Origin of the sequence: Dysgonomonas sp. ZJ279 (assembly GCF_011039205.1) — a bacterium.
In the GTDB taxonomy this organism is placed as follows: Bacteria; Bacteroidota; Bacteroidia; order Bacteroidales; family Dysgonomonadaceae; genus Dysgonomonas.
Genome location: NZ_JAAKEL010000002.1, coordinates 349,772 through 368,669, shown reverse-complemented (window position 1 = coordinate 368,669; position 18,898 = coordinate 349,772). Strand labels below are relative to the sequence as shown.

Below are 18,898 nucleotides of genomic sequence, written 5' to 3'. Positions count from 1 at the left end.
TAGGAACACACTTGGCTAAAACAATTATTTGATGGACTGCATATCTATCACGTACCTAAACTGTACCTTGCCGCCAAGTACGTTTTCGTATGCTTCATTTACCTGCTGCATAGGGATTATTTCTATTTGAGGATAAATATTATTTTTGATCGAGTAATCAAGCATTTCCTGTGTTTCGTTTATTCCTCCAATGAGCGAGTGGTATATTTTTCTCCTGCCCCACAACGCCATTGTATTCACCGATGGAATTTGATCCATTGGTTGCACACCGATCAGTACCATCGTGCCATCTACTTCGAGCATACTCAGATAAGATTCTACCTGAAAATTAAAAGGAATAGTGCTCAAAATCAAATTGAACGAACTGTTAAAACCTTCCATCTCTTTCGGGTTAGTAGTATTTACATACTTACGAGCTCCCATATCCAATGCGGCTTGGCGTTTGTCTTCGGTAATATCGAAAACGGTTACCTCAGCTCCCATCGCTAAGGCATATTTTAAAGCCATATGCCCCAAACCTCCAAAACCGGCAACAGCTACTTTATCTCCTTTCTTTACATGGTTGTAACGAAGAGGAGAGTAAGTAGTAATTCCCGCACAAAGAAGCGGTGCAACTTTTGCTAATGGCACATTTTGGGGAACCTTAAGAGCAAACGTTTCTTTAACAACAATATTTGTCGAATACCCACCTTGAGTATATCCGTCTCCCTCACGACTGTTGTAAGTATATGTAGCACCGCCGGTACAGTATTGCTCCTCTCCTGATTCACAATAATGGCATTTACCACATGAATTAACCATACATCCAACTCCTGCTATATCGCCAATTTTAAATTTACTTACATTTTTTCCTATTTTGCTCACCCGCCCTACAATTTCATGTCCCGGAACACATGGATATGATATAGATCCCCAATCACCCTTTACGGTGTGGATATCTGAATGACAAATACCCGAATATAAAATATCAATAAGAATATCATCATCACCGACTGCACGACGGTCGAAATTATAAGGTACAAGTTTTCCTTTTTCTTCTTTTACAGCATAAGCCTTAGTGTGAATATGACCTTCATGCGATAGCGTGGTTTGCCCTTGTGCATATACGGATGCAAGTACAAGCATCAGGAACATGAAAGAATTTAAAATTGTTTTTTTCATAAGATTAATAGTTTATCGTTAATAAGTATGATCATTTAAATAGTAAAAACCCTAAGAAAAGTGTACTCTTTTTTTCACTTCAATCATATTTTCTTTATCAACTAGCAATTTTTATTTTTACTTGCGTTACAAGTAAGGGTTAAACTATTGGATAAAATATAGTTAATGTAACTATTAAATACAACAAGGTATACTTTTTTATAATATATTTGTCGCTTGTTTTACAAAAAAAAACCTTTTTTATTAATCCTTATTTTTATACTAAAAAATACTTTATCGTTATTTTATAAACTACAACAATTCTAATATAAACACCTGAAAACAAATATTGAAAACTATGAGAAAATTAAGAAGTTTATTTTATACCCTTTTTGTGTGCTCACTATTCTTAGTATCCTGTTCGGATGACGACTCTGAGGATAAAGGAGGCAGCGAGCCGAAAAAAGAAGTTGAACAGATTGTATCTGCACTTGAATCCGATAAAAGCCTTAGCGACTTTACGACCGCATTAAAAACAATCGATAGTGATGCAATCGGTACAGATCAAGTTACAATTTTTGCATTCAAAAATGAAGCTCTGAAAAGTCAGCTAAAAGCTAGTTTAGACATTACACAAGAGGTTCTGAAAAGACATATAGTGAAAGGGATTTACACGCTGGATAAGCTAAAAGAGACCAAAACGCTGACAACATTAGGTGGCGAAACTTTAACCGTAATTGTCTATGAAGAAACAGTCTATATTAATGGGATTCCTCTTAAAGATTCAAAAAACGTGTCTAAAAGTATTCTATTTACCATTGATAAATTAATTCCTGCCGTAGCAATTGACCCGACAAAAGAGATTGTTACCTTTAGGGTATTCGAAACCAACAGAAAATGGTCTACGGAGAATTCTGCACAAGGAACTTTAATAAAAGGTGTATCTATCCGTATCTTTGACAACGGAACAGTAATTCAAACGTTGACTACCGATAAAGATGGTCTAGCTAGTTTTAGTTGGGAAAAAGGCAAACAATTATCTTTTAAAGCAAAAAATGACACACTGAATAATATATATAATGGCTTGCTTGTATTAGGTTTATTTACAACTCAGACCGAATTGGATAATGCGCCCGAATATAAATTATTCAAAGAAAAAAAGGCACTTGGCGGATGGAAATTTGCAGATATTAATGGTGATGGAATTATTAACAATGATGATGAAATAGACTATTGTCCACTATCAAGCGAAAGTAGTATAATAGACATATACTTAGTACCAGAAGAAGTGAGTATACTTAATCCGGAACCTAAACAAATCACAGATGAGGATATCAACGCCTCAGCGAAAAAATACGAAGAAGTATATAATGAATTTGTTTATATTGACACAAACTTGTCTGATCTTGATAAACGAAAAAATATTAATTCATCAGAACCTAGGATATTAAATCACTGGAATTTAGCCTATAAGTCTATGAGGGTGAACAATTATCTCATAAATACTGTTGATCAAACACCGTCTATATCGGGTGCGAGCAAAGTAAATCAAGTAAAAGGATATAGAGCATTAACTTATTTCCAATTAATAACTCTATTTGGTGATGTACCGTTAATGCTAGAATCCATAACAAGTATTTCAGATGATAATTTTTATCCATCGCGTACAAAGATATCTGATATAGACAAGGTCATAGAGTCTGATTTAATCGCTGCAATAGAGAATACTACGGCTGACAGAAAAATATATTTCCAAACGGGTCTAGCAAAATTCTATCTCCAAAAAGGGCAATATGCAAAAGCTTTAAGCATAATTGAGAAGGTTGTAAAGAGCCAAACTTATACGATTGAAAATCATTTGCTTTATGCTGAAGCCCTAGTAAATAATGGAAAAGTGTCAGAAGCTATTCAAGCCATAAATAAAATTTACGGTAAAAATGACCTTTCAGGACAAGCAACTAAATCACAAATTCTGGATCATATAAAAAGTCTTTATTCAAATAACAATAAAGGAATGAAGTTCTTGAATAAGGTACGCTGGGATGAAACATCATCTTGGTCTCATTATAAATTACTTCCGATTCCTAGTCAAGAAATAATGCTAAATTTTAACATGGTACAGAATCCAGGATGGTAAATTAATAGAAGATATACAAGTAAAAAGGAGCTGTCCAAACTTTTTGGGCAGCTCCTTTTTATTACTTTCCTTATATCTACATTTAAACACATCTTCAAATAATTTAATTATCATAGACTTAATTTTATTTTGTGGATAGCCATTTTTTTACTTATATATAGAATTTCGCACAATAAATAATTGTATGTTTTAAATGATTGTATTAGTTTAGGTGCAATAAATCAAAATCCTCAAAATTATGAAACAACAAAACAGACAGATTAAGGTGTCTTATAGTAATAAAATATCCTATTTCCTTCTAATCGGAATTTTCTTTTCTTTATTATTATTCTGATGGTCTTTTAAATTAGGTAGAGAATATGCTCGCTCATCAGCATCTATTGAGAATTTAATAAAATAGTAGTTGTAATCAGCAATTTCATAGATAGAGATGCCACAAAAACAGAAAAATAGTAGAAAATATTAAATAATTAAAACCTTATGAATTTATCATTTACAAAAAAAGATTACGCATTATTGAACGTTATATCATGGGCGTGCATTACGCTTATTTGCCTTAGCTATATTATGGGTAAATCCACATATTATCTGCTAAACTAAATAGAGTATAGAAAAACAAATCTCGCAACAAATAACCTTGTTACGAGATTTTATATTTTATCGGCGAATATTATATTCCTAACCCTTACTCCACATATAATACCAATCCTTTCAGATACTCTCCTTCGGGATGATATATATTAATAGGATGATCTGCCGGCTGAGTCAACTGGTGAAGAATACGTACACTCCTACCCGATTGCGCTGCTGCACTAAATACTGCTAAACGGAAAGCATCCTTGCTTATCACCTGCGAACAAGAGAAAGTAAATACGATTCCACCTTTTGCAACCTTATCAAAAGCCACGGCATTCAGTCGCTTATAACCTTGCAGTGCGTTTCTTATCGCTCCACGGTGTTTTGCAAAAGCAGGAGGATCAAGTATAATCAGATCATAATCGCCCTTATTTATATTTGCCAGATACTTGAATGCATCTTCAGCAAACGCCTCATGGCGTTTATCTCCGGGGAAATTAAGTTCTACATTTTTATCAGTCAGCATAATCGCTTTCGACGAACTATCCACTGAGTGTACAAGCTTTGCATCACCTCGCAAGGCATAGAATGAAAACCCACCGGTATAGCAAAACATATTGAGAACCGAACGACCAGTCGCATATTTCTCTAACAATGAACGATTGTCGCGTTGATCGACAAAAAATCCGGTCTTTTGCCCTTTCACCCAATCAGGATAGAATTTAAGACCATTTTCTTCTGCGACCTCCTCTACATTAGTTCCACCGAATAAATAGCCATTTTCGGCTCCTAAATCAGCTTTAAACGGCAATGTAGTTTCCGACTTATAATATATATTTTGCAGACTATCGCCCATCACCTCCCGCATAGCATCGCAAATAGCCATACGTGATTCGTGCATACCTACCGAATGTGACTGAATAACAGCCGTTCCGGCATATACATCGACAATTAATCCCGGAAGACTATCCCCTTCACCATGAATAAGACGATACGAGTTGTTTGTTGGTGAAATCAAACCGATAGATTTACGCAACTCAAGGGCAGCGGATAAACGTTTTTGCCAGAATCTGGAATCTATCTCCTCTTCTTCGAAAGACAGAATACGTACCTCGATACTTCCTATCTGATAATGACCTACTGCAATGAATTCATTGCTATTCGTATATACAGCGACAACCTCACCTTCGGTCAGATTATCGTCTTTTCGTTGTACCGCACCCGAGAAGATCCATGGATGAAAACGTAACAAGGATTCTTCTTTCTTCGGTTTAAGTATTATTTTCTTATAATTCATTTGCCTAAAAGGTATTGACTTTAAGCAACAAAATTACAACTTTATTTTCAAAGATGCTCCCCATCGCATCGGTTTACCTCTTTGTCCGAAAAAATTATTCATCGACTCAAACAAAAATGTGTGATAATCGCGATCCAAAAGGTTCTTTCCCCAGAATTCAAGAGTCAAGATATTTTTCTCAAAGGCAACACGTGCATCCAATGTTCCATAAAAACCTTGCGACATATCGTTCGCCTCATTCCAATAAATACGACCGATACCGGCGAAGTTAGAATCAAGCGTTACTCTGTCTAGCAATGAACTATTTTTTACATTTCGAGTAATAGTCCCTCCTACACTAAATGTAGAACGTGGGGCAAATGGAATATAATTATTAGAAAAGTCTTCCCCCGCTCCATTTTCATAATCTTTGAAACGAGCATCCGAGAAGCCATAATTAGCATATAAATAGAAACCATCGCAAGGGCGGGCCTTCAATCCCAACTCAAAACCTTTGCTTGTTGCCTCTCCTGCGTTGGCAACCATACGACCGCCACCACTTCTTATGAATTTGGTGATTTGCACATTCTGTACATCAATATAGTAAGCGGCAAAATTGGTAGAAAGGGTATTATCTATAATGTCTATTTGTCCGCCCAATTCATAATTCCAGCTATATTCGGGTTTAAAAGAAATACGATCTTCTAATGACGGTCCATCATTAGGTCTTCCACCCATACCGGGTATATAGCTCATCATTTTTGCCTCTAAAGCTTCTTGCAGCAAGTCTGCGAATATCTGGATATTATGTCCTCCTGTTTTGTAACCACGAGAAGCCGATGCATATATAAACGATTGCGGGTTAATCTGATATTTCAAGAGAGCTTTTGGTAATAATTCAAGAAAATCGTCGGATACATTACCAATAATCGCTGTATCCGCTAGAAATGAACCCGGATAGTTTCCTACAGTAAAATTAGCTTTAGTACTTGCATTGTAATCAAGTTTCGTTTTTTCATAATCGAGACGAAGCCCCAAAGTCATCGAAAGACCCTTCACACCTAAATCATTAAATGTAGATTGATGGAAAACGGCCGCACCATAGGTCGGACTCTTGTAAACACCCTTTAAATCAATTTGAGAGTCTGTAAATGTAATAGCCGGCATATTAGGAAATTGAATTTTCAAAGCATCCATTTGCGACTGCAATATCATTTGTATTCCGTCTTCCATCATATATACAGGTGGTGTCGTGCGCAGATTATCATGGAAACCGTAAACCCCATTCGACCACTGATATTTTGACTGATTATTCGATTTTATCGTTATTTCCTGACTCCATGAATTTTGATTCTGACGTTGATTGATCTGGAATATAGACAGAGGAGTATAATCCTGATCCATATTCATCTCATCTTTCAGAAATTGATAACCTGTTGTTGAGTTAACTTCATAGCCAATCCCTGAGTATTTTAGCGACAAACCATTGGTTATTAGATTTCTTTTATAATATCCTTCCGAATTATAATTTATTTCACGAGTGTCTACATCTTCATAAGGGAAAGCTCCTTGATCAACAAAGTCGAGGCTTAGTGAATAATTTGCTAATAATCTTGGGGTTATATTCCATACAAATTTGGCACGACCTCCGCCATTCTTTATATCATCTACTTTATTTCCGGTATAAAGATTCTTGAAGAAGCCGTTGTCTTGCTTATAGTAACCTGATACAGAAATACCCATATCATTATTCAAACGCTTGTAATTAGATACATGAGCAGATAGTTGTCCATAACTACCGCCACCTACTCTAAGCATTGTACCCTCATAACTAAGGGGAGATAGTGTATACACGTTTAGTATACCACCCATAGCATTACGCCCATAAAGTGTGCCTTGCGTACCCCTCAACACTTCGATACGTTGGATATCAAATAATTCAATATCGAAAGACGTAGTATTGAAATATGCAATATTATCGACATACATACTCACAGTCTGAGCACCCGAACGTGCGCCGATTCCTCTGATATAAACGGGGGCAGTCATCCGAGAACCATAATCGGCAACAAAATAGTTAGGAACAAATGAGCTTAAGTCTTTCAATGAATGAACTTGCAAAGCTTCCAGATTTTTCGGAGAAAAAACGGATACCGCTGCCGGTAATGATTTTAGACTATTAGTTTCTTTAGCTGATGACAGAATTACAATATCGTTTTTTAATTCTGTGTATAATGTATCTTTTCTCAAGTGGTCATTCGCATGAGCTACAGTAAAAGAGAAAAGAATTAATAAGGTAAGTATAGATTTCTTCATTTTTCAGAATAATAGGATTTATTGATGTTTTTTAATTACATCTGTAAAGGAACTCTTTTCTGAAAATCTGAACAATCACTATATGTAGTGATTTACTTAGCACAAACAAAAACAGCCACTGATTGTCTCAATGGCTGTTCTAAATTATAATTGTATAAGAATTTACATTCTATCCGGCACTTCTATGCCAAGTAGAGACATACCTTTTTTAATGATTCTCGATACATTATCAGAAAGTATCAATCTGAAAGCTTTTAAATCTGTATTCTCTTCTTTCAATATAGAGTAATCATGATAAAACTGGTTATATTCTTTTACCAGATCGTATATGTAATTAGCGATCAAAGCAGGATTATGCTCATCGCCTGCCTGTTTTACAACAACAGCAAAATCAGCAAGCAATTGAACTAAGCTTTCTTCTTTGGTTGTAAGTGCAATATCCATAGGCAGCGCTTGAGGAATAGTTATACCTTGCTCTTCCGCCTTACGTAATACTGATTTAATACGTGCATGTGTATATTGGATAAATGGCCCTGTATTTCCGTTGAAATCGATTGATTCTTTCGGATTGAACGTCATATTTTTCTTAGGATCAACTTTCAATATAAAATATTTCAAAGCTCCTAGACCCACTATACGAGATATATTGTCCGCTTCTTCTTCGGTACATCCGTCCAGTTTACCGAGTTCTTTTGAGGTTTCTTTAGCAGTACTAACCATTTCATCAACTAAATCGTCTGCATCAACAACCGTACCTTCACGCGATTTCATTTTACCTTCGGGTAATTCAACCATCCCATAAGAGAAATGAATAAGACCTTTTCCAAACTCAAATCCCAACTTATCAAGTAAAATAGATAGAACCTGGAAGTGATAATTCTGCTCATTTCCTACTACATATACCATCTTCTTGATAGGATAATCATCGAAACGCAGTTTAGCTGTCCCAATATCCTGAGTCATATAAACGGATGTCCCATCACCACGTAATAGCAGTTTTTGATCCAGTCCATCGGAAGTAAGATCAGCCCAAACCGATCCGTCTTCTTTTTGATAAAAGACACCTTTTTTCAAGCCATCCAATACAGTATCTTTACCTTCAAGATAGGTTTGTGATTCGTAATATATCTTATCAAAATCGACTCCTAGTTTTTTATATGTTTCGTCAAAACCTGCATATACCCACGAGTTCATCGTTTCCCATAAACCAACGGTATCAATATCTCCAGCCTCCCACGAGCGAAGCATTTCGCGAGCTTCTTCCATCAACGTAGATTTGGCTTCAGCTTCTTTTTCTGATAAGCCTTTAGCTTTCAGCTCTGCAAGTTCTGCCTTATAGTGTTTATCGAATAATACGTAATAATCGCCCACCAAATGATCGCCCTTTTTACCGGTAGATTCTGGAGTTTCCCCATTTCCCCACTTCTTCCAGGCAAGCATCGATTTACAGATATGAATACCCCTATCGTTCACAATATTAGTTTTCACTACATTGAAACCATTTGCAGTCAGAACCTCAGCTAATGAAAATCCTAAGAGGTTATTACGCACATGCCCCAAATGCAAAGGCTTATTCGTATTTGGTGAAGAATATTCTATCATTACCAACGGTGCATCGGCAGTAACAGCCTTAATACCATAATTAACAGTAGAATTTATATCATTAAGCAAGTCGATCCAACAAGCAGTTGTAACAGTCAGGTTAAGGAAACCTTTTATTACATTGAAAGATGCAATCTCGCTTGCATTGGCAACAAGCCACTCTCCTATTTCCTGTGCAGTTTGTTCAGGTCCTTTTTTTGACATTTTCAAAAAAGGAAAAACAACAAGAGTAAGATGCCCTTCAAATTCTTTCTTCGTTTTCTGTAATTGTACTTGGTCTGCCGAAACGGTTTGCCCATAAAGCGTGTCTATAGCCTTGATGACTACCGCCTGCAAATTGTTTTCAATCTTCATATCTCGTTAGTAGATTATTTGATAGTTATATTTTGAGTCCGCAAAATTATAAAAAAGAACCTATAAGTTCTTCATACTTAAAATAAAAATAGATCGGAATAAAAAAGAAAAGCAGAAAAGATAAAAATCTTTCCTGCCTCTTTTGAGTCTTATATGCTAAATTATAGCGCAGCCAAATCAGAGCCAGCTTTAAACTTAACTGTTTTCTTTGCAGGAATGTTAATAACTTCCTTAGTTCTTGGGTTGATACCTTTTCTTGCAGCTTTTTCTGTTACAGAGAATGTACCAAATCCAACTAGCGCGATTTTACCACCTTTTTTTACTTCTTCTGTTACTGATTCAATAAAAGCTTCTAGAGCTTTCTTAGAATCTACTTTGCTTAATCCTGATTTGTCAGCGATCGCATTTATAAGTTCTGTCTTGTTCATAATTAAACGGAATGAAATTAATTAAACATTATATATAACTAAATACTTTTTTGTTCTTATCTAAACTAGATCTAGTTCTAGGATTCAAATATAAGTGTTTTATTTAATAATCATAAAAAAAAAATAGAAAAACTAACTGAAAATCAGAAAATATGTAAAACAAACTCTTTATTGCGTAAGAAAACGAAAAATATACCTAATTTTGTAGCATTCAAAGCAATTCAAAGAAATATATGAATCAAAACAGCTCCGGATTCTTGAGTTCGATACCCGTTGTTACTCGAAATCTCATTATCATTAATGCACTTTTGTGGCTAGCACAATTCTTACTATTAAAGAATAGTATTGATATAACTGAATACCTCGGATTGCATTATGTCACATCCGACCATTTCATGCCCCACCAAATTATTACTTACATGTTCATGCACAGTCCTACAGACTTTTCGCATGTCCTGTTTAATATGTTTGCTGTCTTTATGTTCGGTCGTACATTAGAAACAGTTTGGGGGCCTAAAAAGTTTTTCACCTATTACATGCTGACAGGTATTTTTGCCGGACTTTCGCAATTATTTGTTATCTACCTGAGAGCTCATTTTATCGAATCGGGACTTTCGAGCGAAATGATTGCAGAAGTTTATGCTAATGGTGCAAGTGCTTTGGAAATAGGCAAAAACTATACAGATCCAGCAATGGCCAGTCTAAATAAGCTCATCAATACCTCGACAGTTGGTGCATCCGGTGCAGTATTTGGAATACTATTAGCCTTTGGAATGTTATTCCCCAATGCCGAATTATTTATTATCCCATTCCCTTTCCCTATCAAAGCAAAATATTTTGTAATAGGATACGGACTCATAGAACTGGGACTTGGTGTAGCGAACAGATCGGGAGATAATGTGGCACACTTTGCCCACTTAGGTGGGTTGATAGCGGGACTTCTTATATTATTGTATTGGAGAAAAAAAGCAAAAGTAGATGGGCGTTTTTATTGATAGCATAAAATTGAGATTCAAGCAAAAAGATATATTGATACAATTGATAGTTATCAATATATTCATATTCCTCGTGCTTACATGTGTTAATCTGATTACTAAACTATTTCAGATCGATAGTATCTCATTATTCGAATACATAGCAGTATCGTCTGATACTGGAATGCTTCTAAGTCATCCGTGGACTATATTGACCTATATGTTTGTACACGAAGGACTTTGGCATATTCTGTTTAATATGTTATTACTATTCTCTTTCGGACAGATATTTCTGACTTATTTCAATGCCAAGAACCTGGGAAGTCTTTACATACTAGGCGGATTAGCAGGAGCTGCACTTTATATGATAGCATTCAATACAATCCCTTATTATATAGGGATGAATCATCCATTTATGATAGGTGCATCGGCTTCGGTTACAGCCATTATATTCGCAGCAGCTTTCTATAAGCCAAACCTAGAAGTAGGCTTACTTCTGTTTGGGCGAATAAAAATAGTATATATCGCTATCTTTATATTGATTATAGATTTCGTATTGCTTGGCGACGAATCGAATCCGGGAGGGCACGTTGCGCATATCGGAGGAGCCATTTTAGGCTATATATTTGCTAAACAGTATCTGAAAGGAAAAGATATTACCCGTTGGATAAGCCGTATTATAGATTCGATTGCCAATCTATTCAAAAAACGCTCTCCTAAAAAAATGAAAGTAAAGTTCAAAGCTCGTGAAGAAGACTACAATTACAATCAACGCCGCAAGAGTCAATCGGAAGAAATAGATCATATTTTGGACAAAATAAAGTCGTCAGGATATAGCAGTTTAAATAAAGACGAGAAAAAACGATTATTCGATGCCAGCAAAAAATAAATTTAATAAAGAAGTAATAAGGAAGTATCTGAGATATATAATATTCACGACTAATATTTTAGCCATACTCTTATTAATTCTGTCCACTCTTGCTTGGACAGTGCTACCCTCTAAGGTTACCTTTATAGCATATCTCGGACTCGGATTTCCTTTTATTTTAGCACTCAATGTTTCTTACCTTATTTTATGGAGCGTGCTACTTCGTTGGAAGCTGGCATTGGTACAACTCATTGCTTTATTATTTTGCTGGGATTCCATATCAACCTACTTCCCTGTTAATTCTAAAACAAAAGAAATACCCGAAAGCAGTTTTAAAGTTCTTTCATACAATGTTCGAGGCTTCAATTGGATAACTGGCGACAGTGCACGAAATAACCCTATATTCGATTATATTACAAACAGTAATGCCGACATTATTTGTTTACAAGAATTTGTGGTAGCACAGAAGAAAACAAAAAATGGGATTATATCGGAGGCTGAATTCAACAAAATAATGAAAGACTATCCATATCATTCTATCATAAGACTCGGCAATGCACATAGTTCTTATAAATATGGAATTGCTTGCTATTCGAAATTCCCAATAGAAAAATCGGCACAACTTCCTATCGAAAGCACATATAACGGGTCGGCCATACACGAGATAAAGATAAAGGGAAGAATGGTTACCCTTGTCAATAATCATCTGGAATCTAATCGAATAACAGCCGAGGATAAGAAGCTATACAGTAAATTTTTCAGATCGAAAGATAAAGATATGCTTGACGAAATAACCCGAAATATTAAGAATAGACTAGGTGTAGCCTATCTTATCAGAGAAAAGCAGGCAAATATTATACGTACTTATATGGATAAGCAGGAAACCGACGCAACCATTGTTTGCGGAGACTTCAATGACACTCCTATATCTTATGCCTACCACACGATTAAAGGCGATTTAATCGACTCTTTTGCCCATACCGGATTAGGACAGGGGATAACCTACAATGAGAACAAGTTCTGGTTTAGAATAGACTATATAATGCATTCTATGGGTATAGAGTCATACAATTCTGCGGTAGGCAAAGTCGGATACTCCGACCACTACCCTATCTGGACATATTTGAAGTTTAAATAATAAAAAAGAGCAGGATTTTCACCCTGCTCTTTTTTATTATGCGTGTATTCTGTAACCTTACTTACTTCGTATTTACTGCATGCCTGTTTCCCGAATAGCTTTTTAATATTGCCCGGGTAGAACCGACTTTCAATTTCGAATCCAATCTTACAGGCATTCTGTTATTATCGTTCGTAATGTATACCCTCATTGCCTCTTCCTTATCCTCGAAAGCCAGCTTGTTACCATTACTCATGCTCAGCACCAACTTGATGCAATCATACTTCTTATCATCATTTCCCTTTATTATTTCTGTTCCCTGATGCTCAATAACCATATAAACCTTCTTTTTCCCTGCCATAAATTCAACAGCAGCCTCGTCCCCTTGTTTCATCTTCGAATAGTCAAGCGTACGTGCATAAAAGACTACACTAATCATATCGTACACACAGTTGGGACTAGATAGAGTTTCGTCAAAACGTGGCTCTCCATTTTTCACACGCTTGGTACGGATCGTTACATTACCTCCCTTGCCATACGTATAAGTAATGTTTTCTTTTGTGTATTCCTTACCTTCATGCGCATCTTTGGTGAAAGCCAGAGGAATCAGATCTTTCGTCATGTAGGATGATAACGTATCATTCAGAGTGAAAACAGATTTCGCTGCACCAGTAGATTCGGCCAATAAAGACATTTTATATGCATCCTTGCCATTATACTTTTCGGAGACAGTCCTCAAAGAAGATTTCCCTGCTTTCGTATAAATAATCCCATACTTGAAATAAAGATCATAATTCAGATCTTCCCCTGCCTGGAAGTATTTATTTTCGATCTTACATTGTCCATTTGCTTGTATACTACTAAAGAGTATAAATAGCGTAAATATTACTTTTATCGTTTTTTTTATCATAATTAGTCAACATTTATAGTAAATAAAATCTACCTGTTCCTATTCACTCCCGTTTGCGTATTCTGTGTATTATTCGTGCTATTCACCCTTTGACGCTGCTGCTGAGCTTTTTGATCTTTTTGCTCCATTTCTTTTTGTTTCGAAGCTTTCTCCTGAGGCTTATTCTTCGTTATTTCTAACGGTTTTTGTTTATCCAACGGAAGATCATTTATCGTCCAGTCTTCTTCTACTTCCCAGTTAGCCTTCACATCCCAATATTTATCAAAATAATAAACCATCTCAGGCTGTAAGTTTTTGAAATAATCACCTGTATCCCATTTACCGTTACCATTTGTATCAACCACGACACGCGCATAATACTTATCCGGATTGAGATTCTTAAACACAGCTATATTGTCTATAACACGAGCCTGACGTAAAGGTTTATCCGATTTGTCGAGGAGTTGAACAAAAGCTGGTACACTATCCTGTAATCCATGAAGAGTTACGGCTAGACTGCCATATTGGTCGGCGTCTTTTATTTTAAGTTTCTGCTCATACTTATTGTTCCATATTCCGTATATACTGTAAATAGAGGCTGAATCGATCGAAATCCGATACTCGTGGCCATATTCCCATTTGCGTTTTAATGTGAATTTCCGCGGATTGAGGGAATCTTCCAATATTTGGAAATCCGAAACAACGAATGTAGTATCTATAAGATGCTCAAATTTTATTTTATCTTCCAATTTACCAATAATCGGTTCGTTAAATTCGAATGTTATATTCTTATAAACATCCCACGAAGATGCAGCATCACTCTTCAAATCGATAAATGTGATAGGAATTTCTTCCTCCTCTTCTTTTTTCTTATTATCTTTTTTCTTCTCCTTAGGACGAGTTCTATCTATAAGTTTCAACGTATCGGTTGTCGGAACAGACTGATTTAATGAATCGGTCTTCATATAGGAAATTTTAGCCGAAAGTGTATCAATAACCGTCATTTTAGGATCTTTCAGCCAATAAATCAGTGTATCGTTAGCTGCCGTTTTTTCAAGGATTGCCCAATCGTTATCCGCATCAAAATTCAAGAATTCTATCTTCGGCATAGGAGTCGGGGCACCAAAATAAAGAGCTATGTGCTTTGCTGTGCGCTCATATTTTTGCAAATACTGACGTTTAAAACCCGAATTAAATGATCTTAAAACAATATCATCCGGTAAAAAACGCGTGTATTCTATTGTTTTTATGGAATCGATCTCATGATCTCCGATTACAAACGAAGTCGTATCTGTACGGGTAGCACGAGTGACAGAAGGCTCTAAAGTAGCATCCATAAATGCAATAGCTTCGCCCGGATTATCATACATATAATCTCTATTGGCATCATCTAAAGCATATATATTATAAGTACCGGGAGCAACACCCCGTATAGTGAATAATCCAAAATCATTGGTACGCGATATACGTAAAAACTTTGTATGAGTAAATGCTGTATCTGACAAATTAGAGTGCAGACCTACATACATACCTTTCACCGGTTCTAGATTATCAGCGGTAAGTACCTTACCCGAAACAGCCAGTGTATCTACATAATCGCCCGTCGAGAATGAAAATGAAAAATTCTCGAATGCATTGCCTTCATTATTATCCGTGATGGCATCTGTAAAATCAATTGTATAAGTTGTATTCTCCGTCAATGTATCCTTCAGGGTTACACTGACTCTCCTGTTCACTGCCTGAATAATAGGAAATGCTTTTTGCGGAGGAGTTATAATAATTTTCTCTGATGGTTTTACTAAAACGACATTCTCGTCAAACTCAATAACAACTTTCCCATCTTTTACATTAATAGCATTGATAGCCGGTGATGTTCTTACCACTTTGGGTGGATCGAAATCGTATGCACCACCTGATGGTGAAGCCATATTGGCACATGCAGTTACTAATCCGGCTAATAGGCCCGACACGATCAATAAACTTGCATATTTTTTCACAGAATGTTTCATTCGCTGATTTTAATTTACGCAAAAATACAATGTTTTATATACAAATAAACTGTATAGCCTATAAAATAGGTTAACTCTCTGTACATCTGCCTGATTTATTCAATACAATTAAACTATCATTGCCCATATTAAACAACAAGTCAATAATACTCATATTGTCCTTAAAGCCAAACTTCTGATCAAATACCTGATAATAAGGCTCTGGCTTGAAAGCCGAATCTACAATCTTCCAATCTTTCTTAGGGTGAATTACTTCACGCAAGTCTATCTCACTTGCAGCAAAATCCATTTTATACTCACTTGTATAAGCTACTATAGGAGAATCTATATTCAGTAATTTAAGAATCATTATTCGCAATTCTTCGTTAAAATCGAATAGAAATGAATATTTTTTATGATAAAACGGATAGAAATCATCCTGATAATATTCGAAGAATGGAGTCGAATTATATGCCGAGATTATTGCATTCCAATGTATATGCTGCCAATTCCCATGCTCGGCGATTCGAATATCTTTCATTGCTATCTTATCGAGAGAGGAATGTACCACAGGTACAGACAATGGCATAGGTCCGTTTGCTGCCATAATGATGCAGCGATTACGATAAGTTTGTTTTACATAATTATCGTTTTGCTCGATAAAAATGCGGTTGCTATTTACAAACTTAGCATAATATTGCACCGGAGCCAGATAGGCTGATGATAAGTAAATGTCCATTATCGATTCATTATTTAACTGCCGAAAAACGGCGGTCTTCCGATATATTCGCATTATCGGAATGATACCATACATAAGTTACTTCGCCTATTACATGACTAAAAGGAATAAACCCGAGTGAACGGGAATCTATTGAATGTGAGCTATTGTCAGATAACATCCAATAATAATCATCCTCGAATATGTAGCGCGCCTGTTCTTTACCATCAATAATCAGTTTATCATTGTTGAAACGGGCCTTGCTACCCTGCTCCTGCAATATAGTTTGTTTATATGCGGACAGATTGAATGCTGTTAAATCTATTTCCATGCCCTTAGCCGGAACAGCCATTTTATAGCTCTCGTTGTAATGAACACCCGAAACAGCTATATTGAGAGAGTCACGTAAATTCTGATTGACAATGAATGCTTCGTACTTATTTAATTCAATCGAGGCAGTATCACCCGACAATTTATAATTACGGATAGAAATATTCTGCTCTTGTAAGACCTCTTCTATATCTTTCTGAATCGAAATATTGAATATATACTCATTCACGACATCGGGCGAAAGAATATAGCTCATGTTATTAATAAACAATACTCCATTTTTCATTTCCAACGTATCGCCCGGCAGAGCCACACAACGACTAACTAATAATGCTCGCTTATCGATCGGTTTATCCGATTCCAACGGATTATTAAATAGAATGATATCATTGGGCTTAAGATAAGCATCGAAAATTCGGTAGTACGGAGCCTCTAGCGCCGTTGAATAAGATTTTAGACCAAACAGGCTGTCGAACGTAAAAGGAACGCTAAAAATGGTCATGGGAAGGCGTATGCCATAAGCAGTTTTATTGACCAGAACTTCGTCTCCTTTCAATAGGGCAGTCTCCATTTGAGTCGATGAGATAGTGTATGACTCAACAAAAAAAGAACGTACCACAAAAACAATGAGCAAAGCAATCAATATTGCTTTGCTCAAATAGATGAGTATGTTCTTTTTCTTATTAGAAGACATTATTTCTTATTTCCCGATGTGAATAGCCTGCTCCAACGTATCTTACCACTAAACCAACCTTTATCTTTATCTAATGAAAGCCATATAAACAAAGGTTTACCCACAATATGATCTTCAGGAACAAATCCCCACATACGTGAATCTGCCGATTTATCACGATTATCGCCCATCATGAAATAATAATCGAACTTGAAAGTATAAGAATCGGCTTGCTTGCCATTGATATATACTTTTCCATCGCGATAGTCAAAATCATTAAGCTCGTAATTTTTGATACAACGCTCATAAAGCGCAACTTTGTAATCTACATCTTTGTCGAACTTGATAGTTTCGCCGCGTTTAGGAATCCATGTCGAAGGGTAGTCTCCATATTCGATATCCCGATCGTACGATACAGGATATAATGGCGGCTGAGTATATATATGTCCTTCGATAGCACCTCTACGCTTAAGATATTCGTTACGTTTAACTACAGACCAGATAAAAGAACGAGTTTTCAGTTTATCAATCATTTCTTTAGTCAAAGGTACATTCGGATAAAGAAGCCCTGAATTACCGTTCTCTCTTTTCAATCCTAATTTAACAGCATATGTACTATCAAGCGTAGCTATATTTTCGGGAATTATCATTGCCCGATCTTCATTGCTAATACCTAATTCGTCAAAAATAGCAGGTGCAATCATTGTCCCATCAGTTTGCACACAATACAATAACTGCATATTTTCAGGCTCTTTTTGTACTTTGCCATCAATAAATACTGTATCATTACGCAATTCGAATGTTTCTCCCGGTAGACCAATAGCGCGTTTCACATAGTTTTCGCGTCTGTCTATAGGACGATAAACAATATTTCCATTCTTTGCTTTATTAGCCCAAATATTAGCACGTCCTTCTTCCTTACAGATCGTATAATAATCTTCGTTCTGCCTGTTCAAAGCAACAGTATCACCCGACGGGTAGTTGAATACTACAATATCGTCATGCTCTATAGCCCTACCTCCCGAAAAACGTTGATAATCGACCTGAGGTTTTTCCAAGTAAGATTTAACATCGAAGAAAGGGATTGTATGCTGCATCAAAGGTAAAGAGAACGGAGTCATCGGAGAACGCGATCCGTAGCTAAGTTTACTTACACAAAGAAAATCTCCAACTAACAACGATTTCTCCAGTGATGAAGAGGGAATCTGATAGTTTTGAAAAAAGAACGTATTGATAAAATAAACACCTACCAAAGCGAACACAATAGCATCTACCCACTCAAGTATGCTTCGTAACCTCGGATTCTTCACATTCTTCCAACTAGCCCAAGGGATAAATTTAGTAATGTAAATATCGATAAAAACCGGTATCAGAAGTAGTACAATATAATAGCCCGTCCAGATAACAAATAGTATACAAAGTACACTTGCCAGAATACCATATACCCATTGTCGCATACCCGGTTTCTGTTTATCTCTTTTTTCGTCTTTATTAGGCAGTTTATTTTCCATA

Annotated in this window: 14 protein-coding genes; 4 read left to right on the top strand and 10 right to left on the bottom strand. The window is 36.1% G+C overall.

Annotated features, from left to right (window positions below; translation table 11 throughout):
- Nucleotides 1-24: 24 nt before the first annotated feature.
- Nucleotides 25-1,161 carry an NAD(P)-dependent alcohol dehydrogenase gene (locus tag G7Y57_RS05405; RefSeq protein ID WP_165021174.1) on the bottom strand — a complete coding sequence of 379 codons (1,137 nt, stop codon included), beginning with the start codon at nucleotides 1,159-1,161 and terminating at the stop codon, nucleotides 25-27.
- A 337-nt stretch (nucleotides 1,162-1,498) separates the two neighbouring features.
- On the opposite strand from G7Y57_RS05405, the gene G7Y57_RS05400 reads away from it, so the two are divergent.
- Nucleotides 1,499-3,277: a fasciclin domain-containing protein gene (locus G7Y57_RS05400; protein ID WP_165021173.1), complete on the top strand. Its 1,779-nt coding sequence runs from the start codon at nucleotides 1,499-1,501 to the stop codon at nucleotides 3,275-3,277.
- A 685-nt stretch (nucleotides 3,278-3,962) separates the two neighbouring features.
- Here G7Y57_RS05400 and G7Y57_RS05395 read toward each other — a convergent pair.
- The 4 genes from G7Y57_RS05395 to G7Y57_RS05380 all read right to left on the bottom strand — a co-directional run bounded on the left by G7Y57_RS05395 (nucleotide 3,963) and on the right by G7Y57_RS05380 (nucleotide 9,829).
- Nucleotides 3,963-5,150 (bottom strand): class I SAM-dependent rRNA methyltransferase, encoded by a 1,188-nt coding sequence (locus tag G7Y57_RS05395; protein WP_165021172.1) that lies wholly within the window; start codon nucleotides 5,148-5,150, stop codon nucleotides 3,963-3,965.
- Between the two features lie 33 nt (nucleotides 5,151-5,183).
- Nucleotides 5,184-7,445: a TonB-dependent receptor gene (locus G7Y57_RS05390; protein ID WP_165021171.1), complete on the bottom strand. Its 2,262-nt coding sequence runs from the start codon at nucleotides 7,443-7,445 to the stop codon at nucleotides 5,184-5,186.
- A 162-nt stretch (nucleotides 7,446-7,607) separates the two neighbouring features.
- Complete coding sequence (gene argS, locus G7Y57_RS05385) at nucleotides 7,608-9,401, bottom strand: arginine--tRNA ligase (protein ID WP_165021170.1); 1,794 nt, start codon at nucleotides 9,399-9,401, stop codon at nucleotides 7,608-7,610.
- A gap of 161 nt (nucleotides 9,402-9,562) precedes the next feature.
- On the bottom strand, nucleotides 9,563-9,829 hold the full coding sequence (locus G7Y57_RS05380; RefSeq protein WP_165021169.1) for an HU family DNA-binding protein: 267 nt from the start codon (nucleotides 9,827-9,829) through the stop codon (nucleotides 9,563-9,565).
- A 233-nt stretch (nucleotides 9,830-10,062) separates the two neighbouring features.
- On the opposite strand from G7Y57_RS05380, the gene G7Y57_RS05375 reads away from it, so the two are divergent.
- The 3 genes from G7Y57_RS05375 to G7Y57_RS05365 are packed head-to-tail and all read left to right on the top strand — an operon-like array spanning nucleotide 10,063 to nucleotide 12,809.
- Nucleotides 10,063-10,824 carry a rhomboid family intramembrane serine protease gene (locus tag G7Y57_RS05375; RefSeq protein WP_165021168.1) on the top strand — a complete coding sequence of 254 codons (762 nt, stop codon included), beginning with the start codon at nucleotides 10,063-10,065 and terminating at the stop codon, nucleotides 10,822-10,824.
- A complete protein-coding gene (locus G7Y57_RS05370; protein ID WP_165021167.1) occupies nucleotides 10,808-11,692 on the top strand; it encodes a rhomboid family intramembrane serine protease in 885 nt (294 codons plus the stop codon). Before G7Y57_RS05375 ends, G7Y57_RS05370 begins: the two co-directional genes overlap by 17 nt.
- Complete coding sequence (locus G7Y57_RS05365; protein WP_165021166.1) at nucleotides 11,676-12,809, top strand: endonuclease/exonuclease/phosphatase family protein; 1,134 nt, start codon at nucleotides 11,676-11,678, stop codon at nucleotides 12,807-12,809. Before G7Y57_RS05370 ends, G7Y57_RS05365 begins: the two co-directional genes overlap by 17 nt.
- A 61-nt stretch (nucleotides 12,810-12,870) precedes the next feature.
- Here G7Y57_RS05365 and G7Y57_RS05360 read toward each other — a convergent pair whose 3' ends face one another.
- From G7Y57_RS05360 to lepB (G7Y57_RS05340), 5 genes are all read right to left on the bottom strand, one after another.
- On the bottom strand, nucleotides 12,871-13,698 hold the full coding sequence (locus tag G7Y57_RS05360; protein WP_165021165.1) for a DUF3108 domain-containing protein: 828 nt from the start codon (nucleotides 13,696-13,698) through the stop codon (nucleotides 12,871-12,873).
- A 29-nt stretch (nucleotides 13,699-13,727) separates the two neighbouring features.
- Nucleotides 13,728-15,686 (bottom strand): Ig-like domain-containing domain, encoded by a 1,959-nt coding sequence (locus tag G7Y57_RS05355; RefSeq protein WP_165021164.1) that lies wholly within the window; start codon nucleotides 15,684-15,686, stop codon nucleotides 13,728-13,730.
- 70 nt (nucleotides 15,687-15,756) lie between these two features.
- The gene (locus G7Y57_RS05350) at nucleotides 15,757-16,404 is read right to left on the bottom strand and encodes a WbqC family protein (protein WP_165021163.1); all 648 of its coding nucleotides are present in this window, start codon (nucleotides 16,402-16,404) and stop codon (nucleotides 15,757-15,759) included.
- A 10-nt stretch (nucleotides 16,405-16,414) separates the two neighbouring features.
- Nucleotides 16,415-17,371: a signal peptidase I gene (gene lepB, locus G7Y57_RS05345; protein WP_255491345.1), complete on the bottom strand. Its 957-nt coding sequence runs from the start codon at nucleotides 17,369-17,371 to the stop codon at nucleotides 16,415-16,417.
- Between the two features lie 35 nt (nucleotides 17,372-17,406).
- Nucleotides 17,407-18,897: a signal peptidase I gene (gene lepB / locus G7Y57_RS05340; RefSeq protein ID WP_165021161.1), complete on the bottom strand. Its 1,491-nt coding sequence runs from the start codon at nucleotides 18,895-18,897 to the stop codon at nucleotides 17,407-17,409.
- Nucleotide 18,898 lies beyond the last annotated feature (1 nt).

What these genes read in the sequence shown, in the direction of transcription:
- G7Y57_RS05370 (WP_165021167.1), top strand. Translation starts at nt 10,808, where the DNA reads ATGGGCGTTTTTATTGATAGCATAAAATTGAGATTCAAGCAAAAAGAT.
- G7Y57_RS05375 (WP_165021168.1), top strand. Translation starts at nt 10,063, where the DNA reads ATGAATCAAAACAGCTCCGGATTCTTGAGTTCGATACCCGTTGTTACT.
- G7Y57_RS05395 (WP_165021172.1), bottom strand. Translation starts at nt 5,150, where the DNA reads ATGAATTATAAGAAAATAATACTTAAACCGAAGAAAGAAGAATCCTTG.
- argS (WP_165021170.1), bottom strand. Translation starts at nt 9,401, where the DNA reads ATGAAGATTGAAAACAATTTGCAGGCGGTAGTCATCAAGGCTATAGAC.
- G7Y57_RS05405 (WP_165021174.1), bottom strand. Translation starts at nt 1,161, where the DNA reads ATGAAAAAAACAATTTTAAATTCTTTCATGTTCCTGATGCTTGTACTT.
- G7Y57_RS05365 (WP_165021166.1), top strand. Translation starts at nt 11,676, where the DNA reads ATGCCAGCAAAAAATAAATTTAATAAAGAAGTAATAAGGAAGTATCTG.
- G7Y57_RS05390 (WP_165021171.1), bottom strand. Translation starts at nt 7,445, where the DNA reads ATGAAGAAATCTATACTTACCTTATTAATTCTTTTCTCTTTTACTGTA.
- G7Y57_RS05400 (WP_165021173.1), top strand. Translation starts at nt 1,499, where the DNA reads ATGAGAAAATTAAGAAGTTTATTTTATACCCTTTTTGTGTGCTCACTA.
- G7Y57_RS05355 (WP_165021164.1), bottom strand. Translation starts at nt 15,686, where the DNA reads ATGAAACATTCTGTGAAAAAATATGCAAGTTTATTGATCGTGTCGGGC.
- G7Y57_RS05350 (WP_165021163.1), bottom strand. Translation starts at nt 16,404, where the DNA reads ATGGACATTTACTTATCATCAGCCTATCTGGCTCCGGTGCAATATTAT.
- G7Y57_RS05360 (WP_165021165.1), bottom strand. Translation starts at nt 13,698, where the DNA reads ATGATAAAAAAAACGATAAAAGTAATATTTACGCTATTTATACTCTTT.
- lepB (WP_165021161.1), bottom strand. Translation starts at nt 18,897, where the DNA reads ATGGAAAATAAACTGCCTAATAAAGACGAAAAAAGAGATAAACAGAAA.
- G7Y57_RS05380 (WP_165021169.1), bottom strand. Translation starts at nt 9,829, where the DNA reads ATGAACAAGACAGAACTTATAAATGCGATCGCTGACAAATCAGGATTA.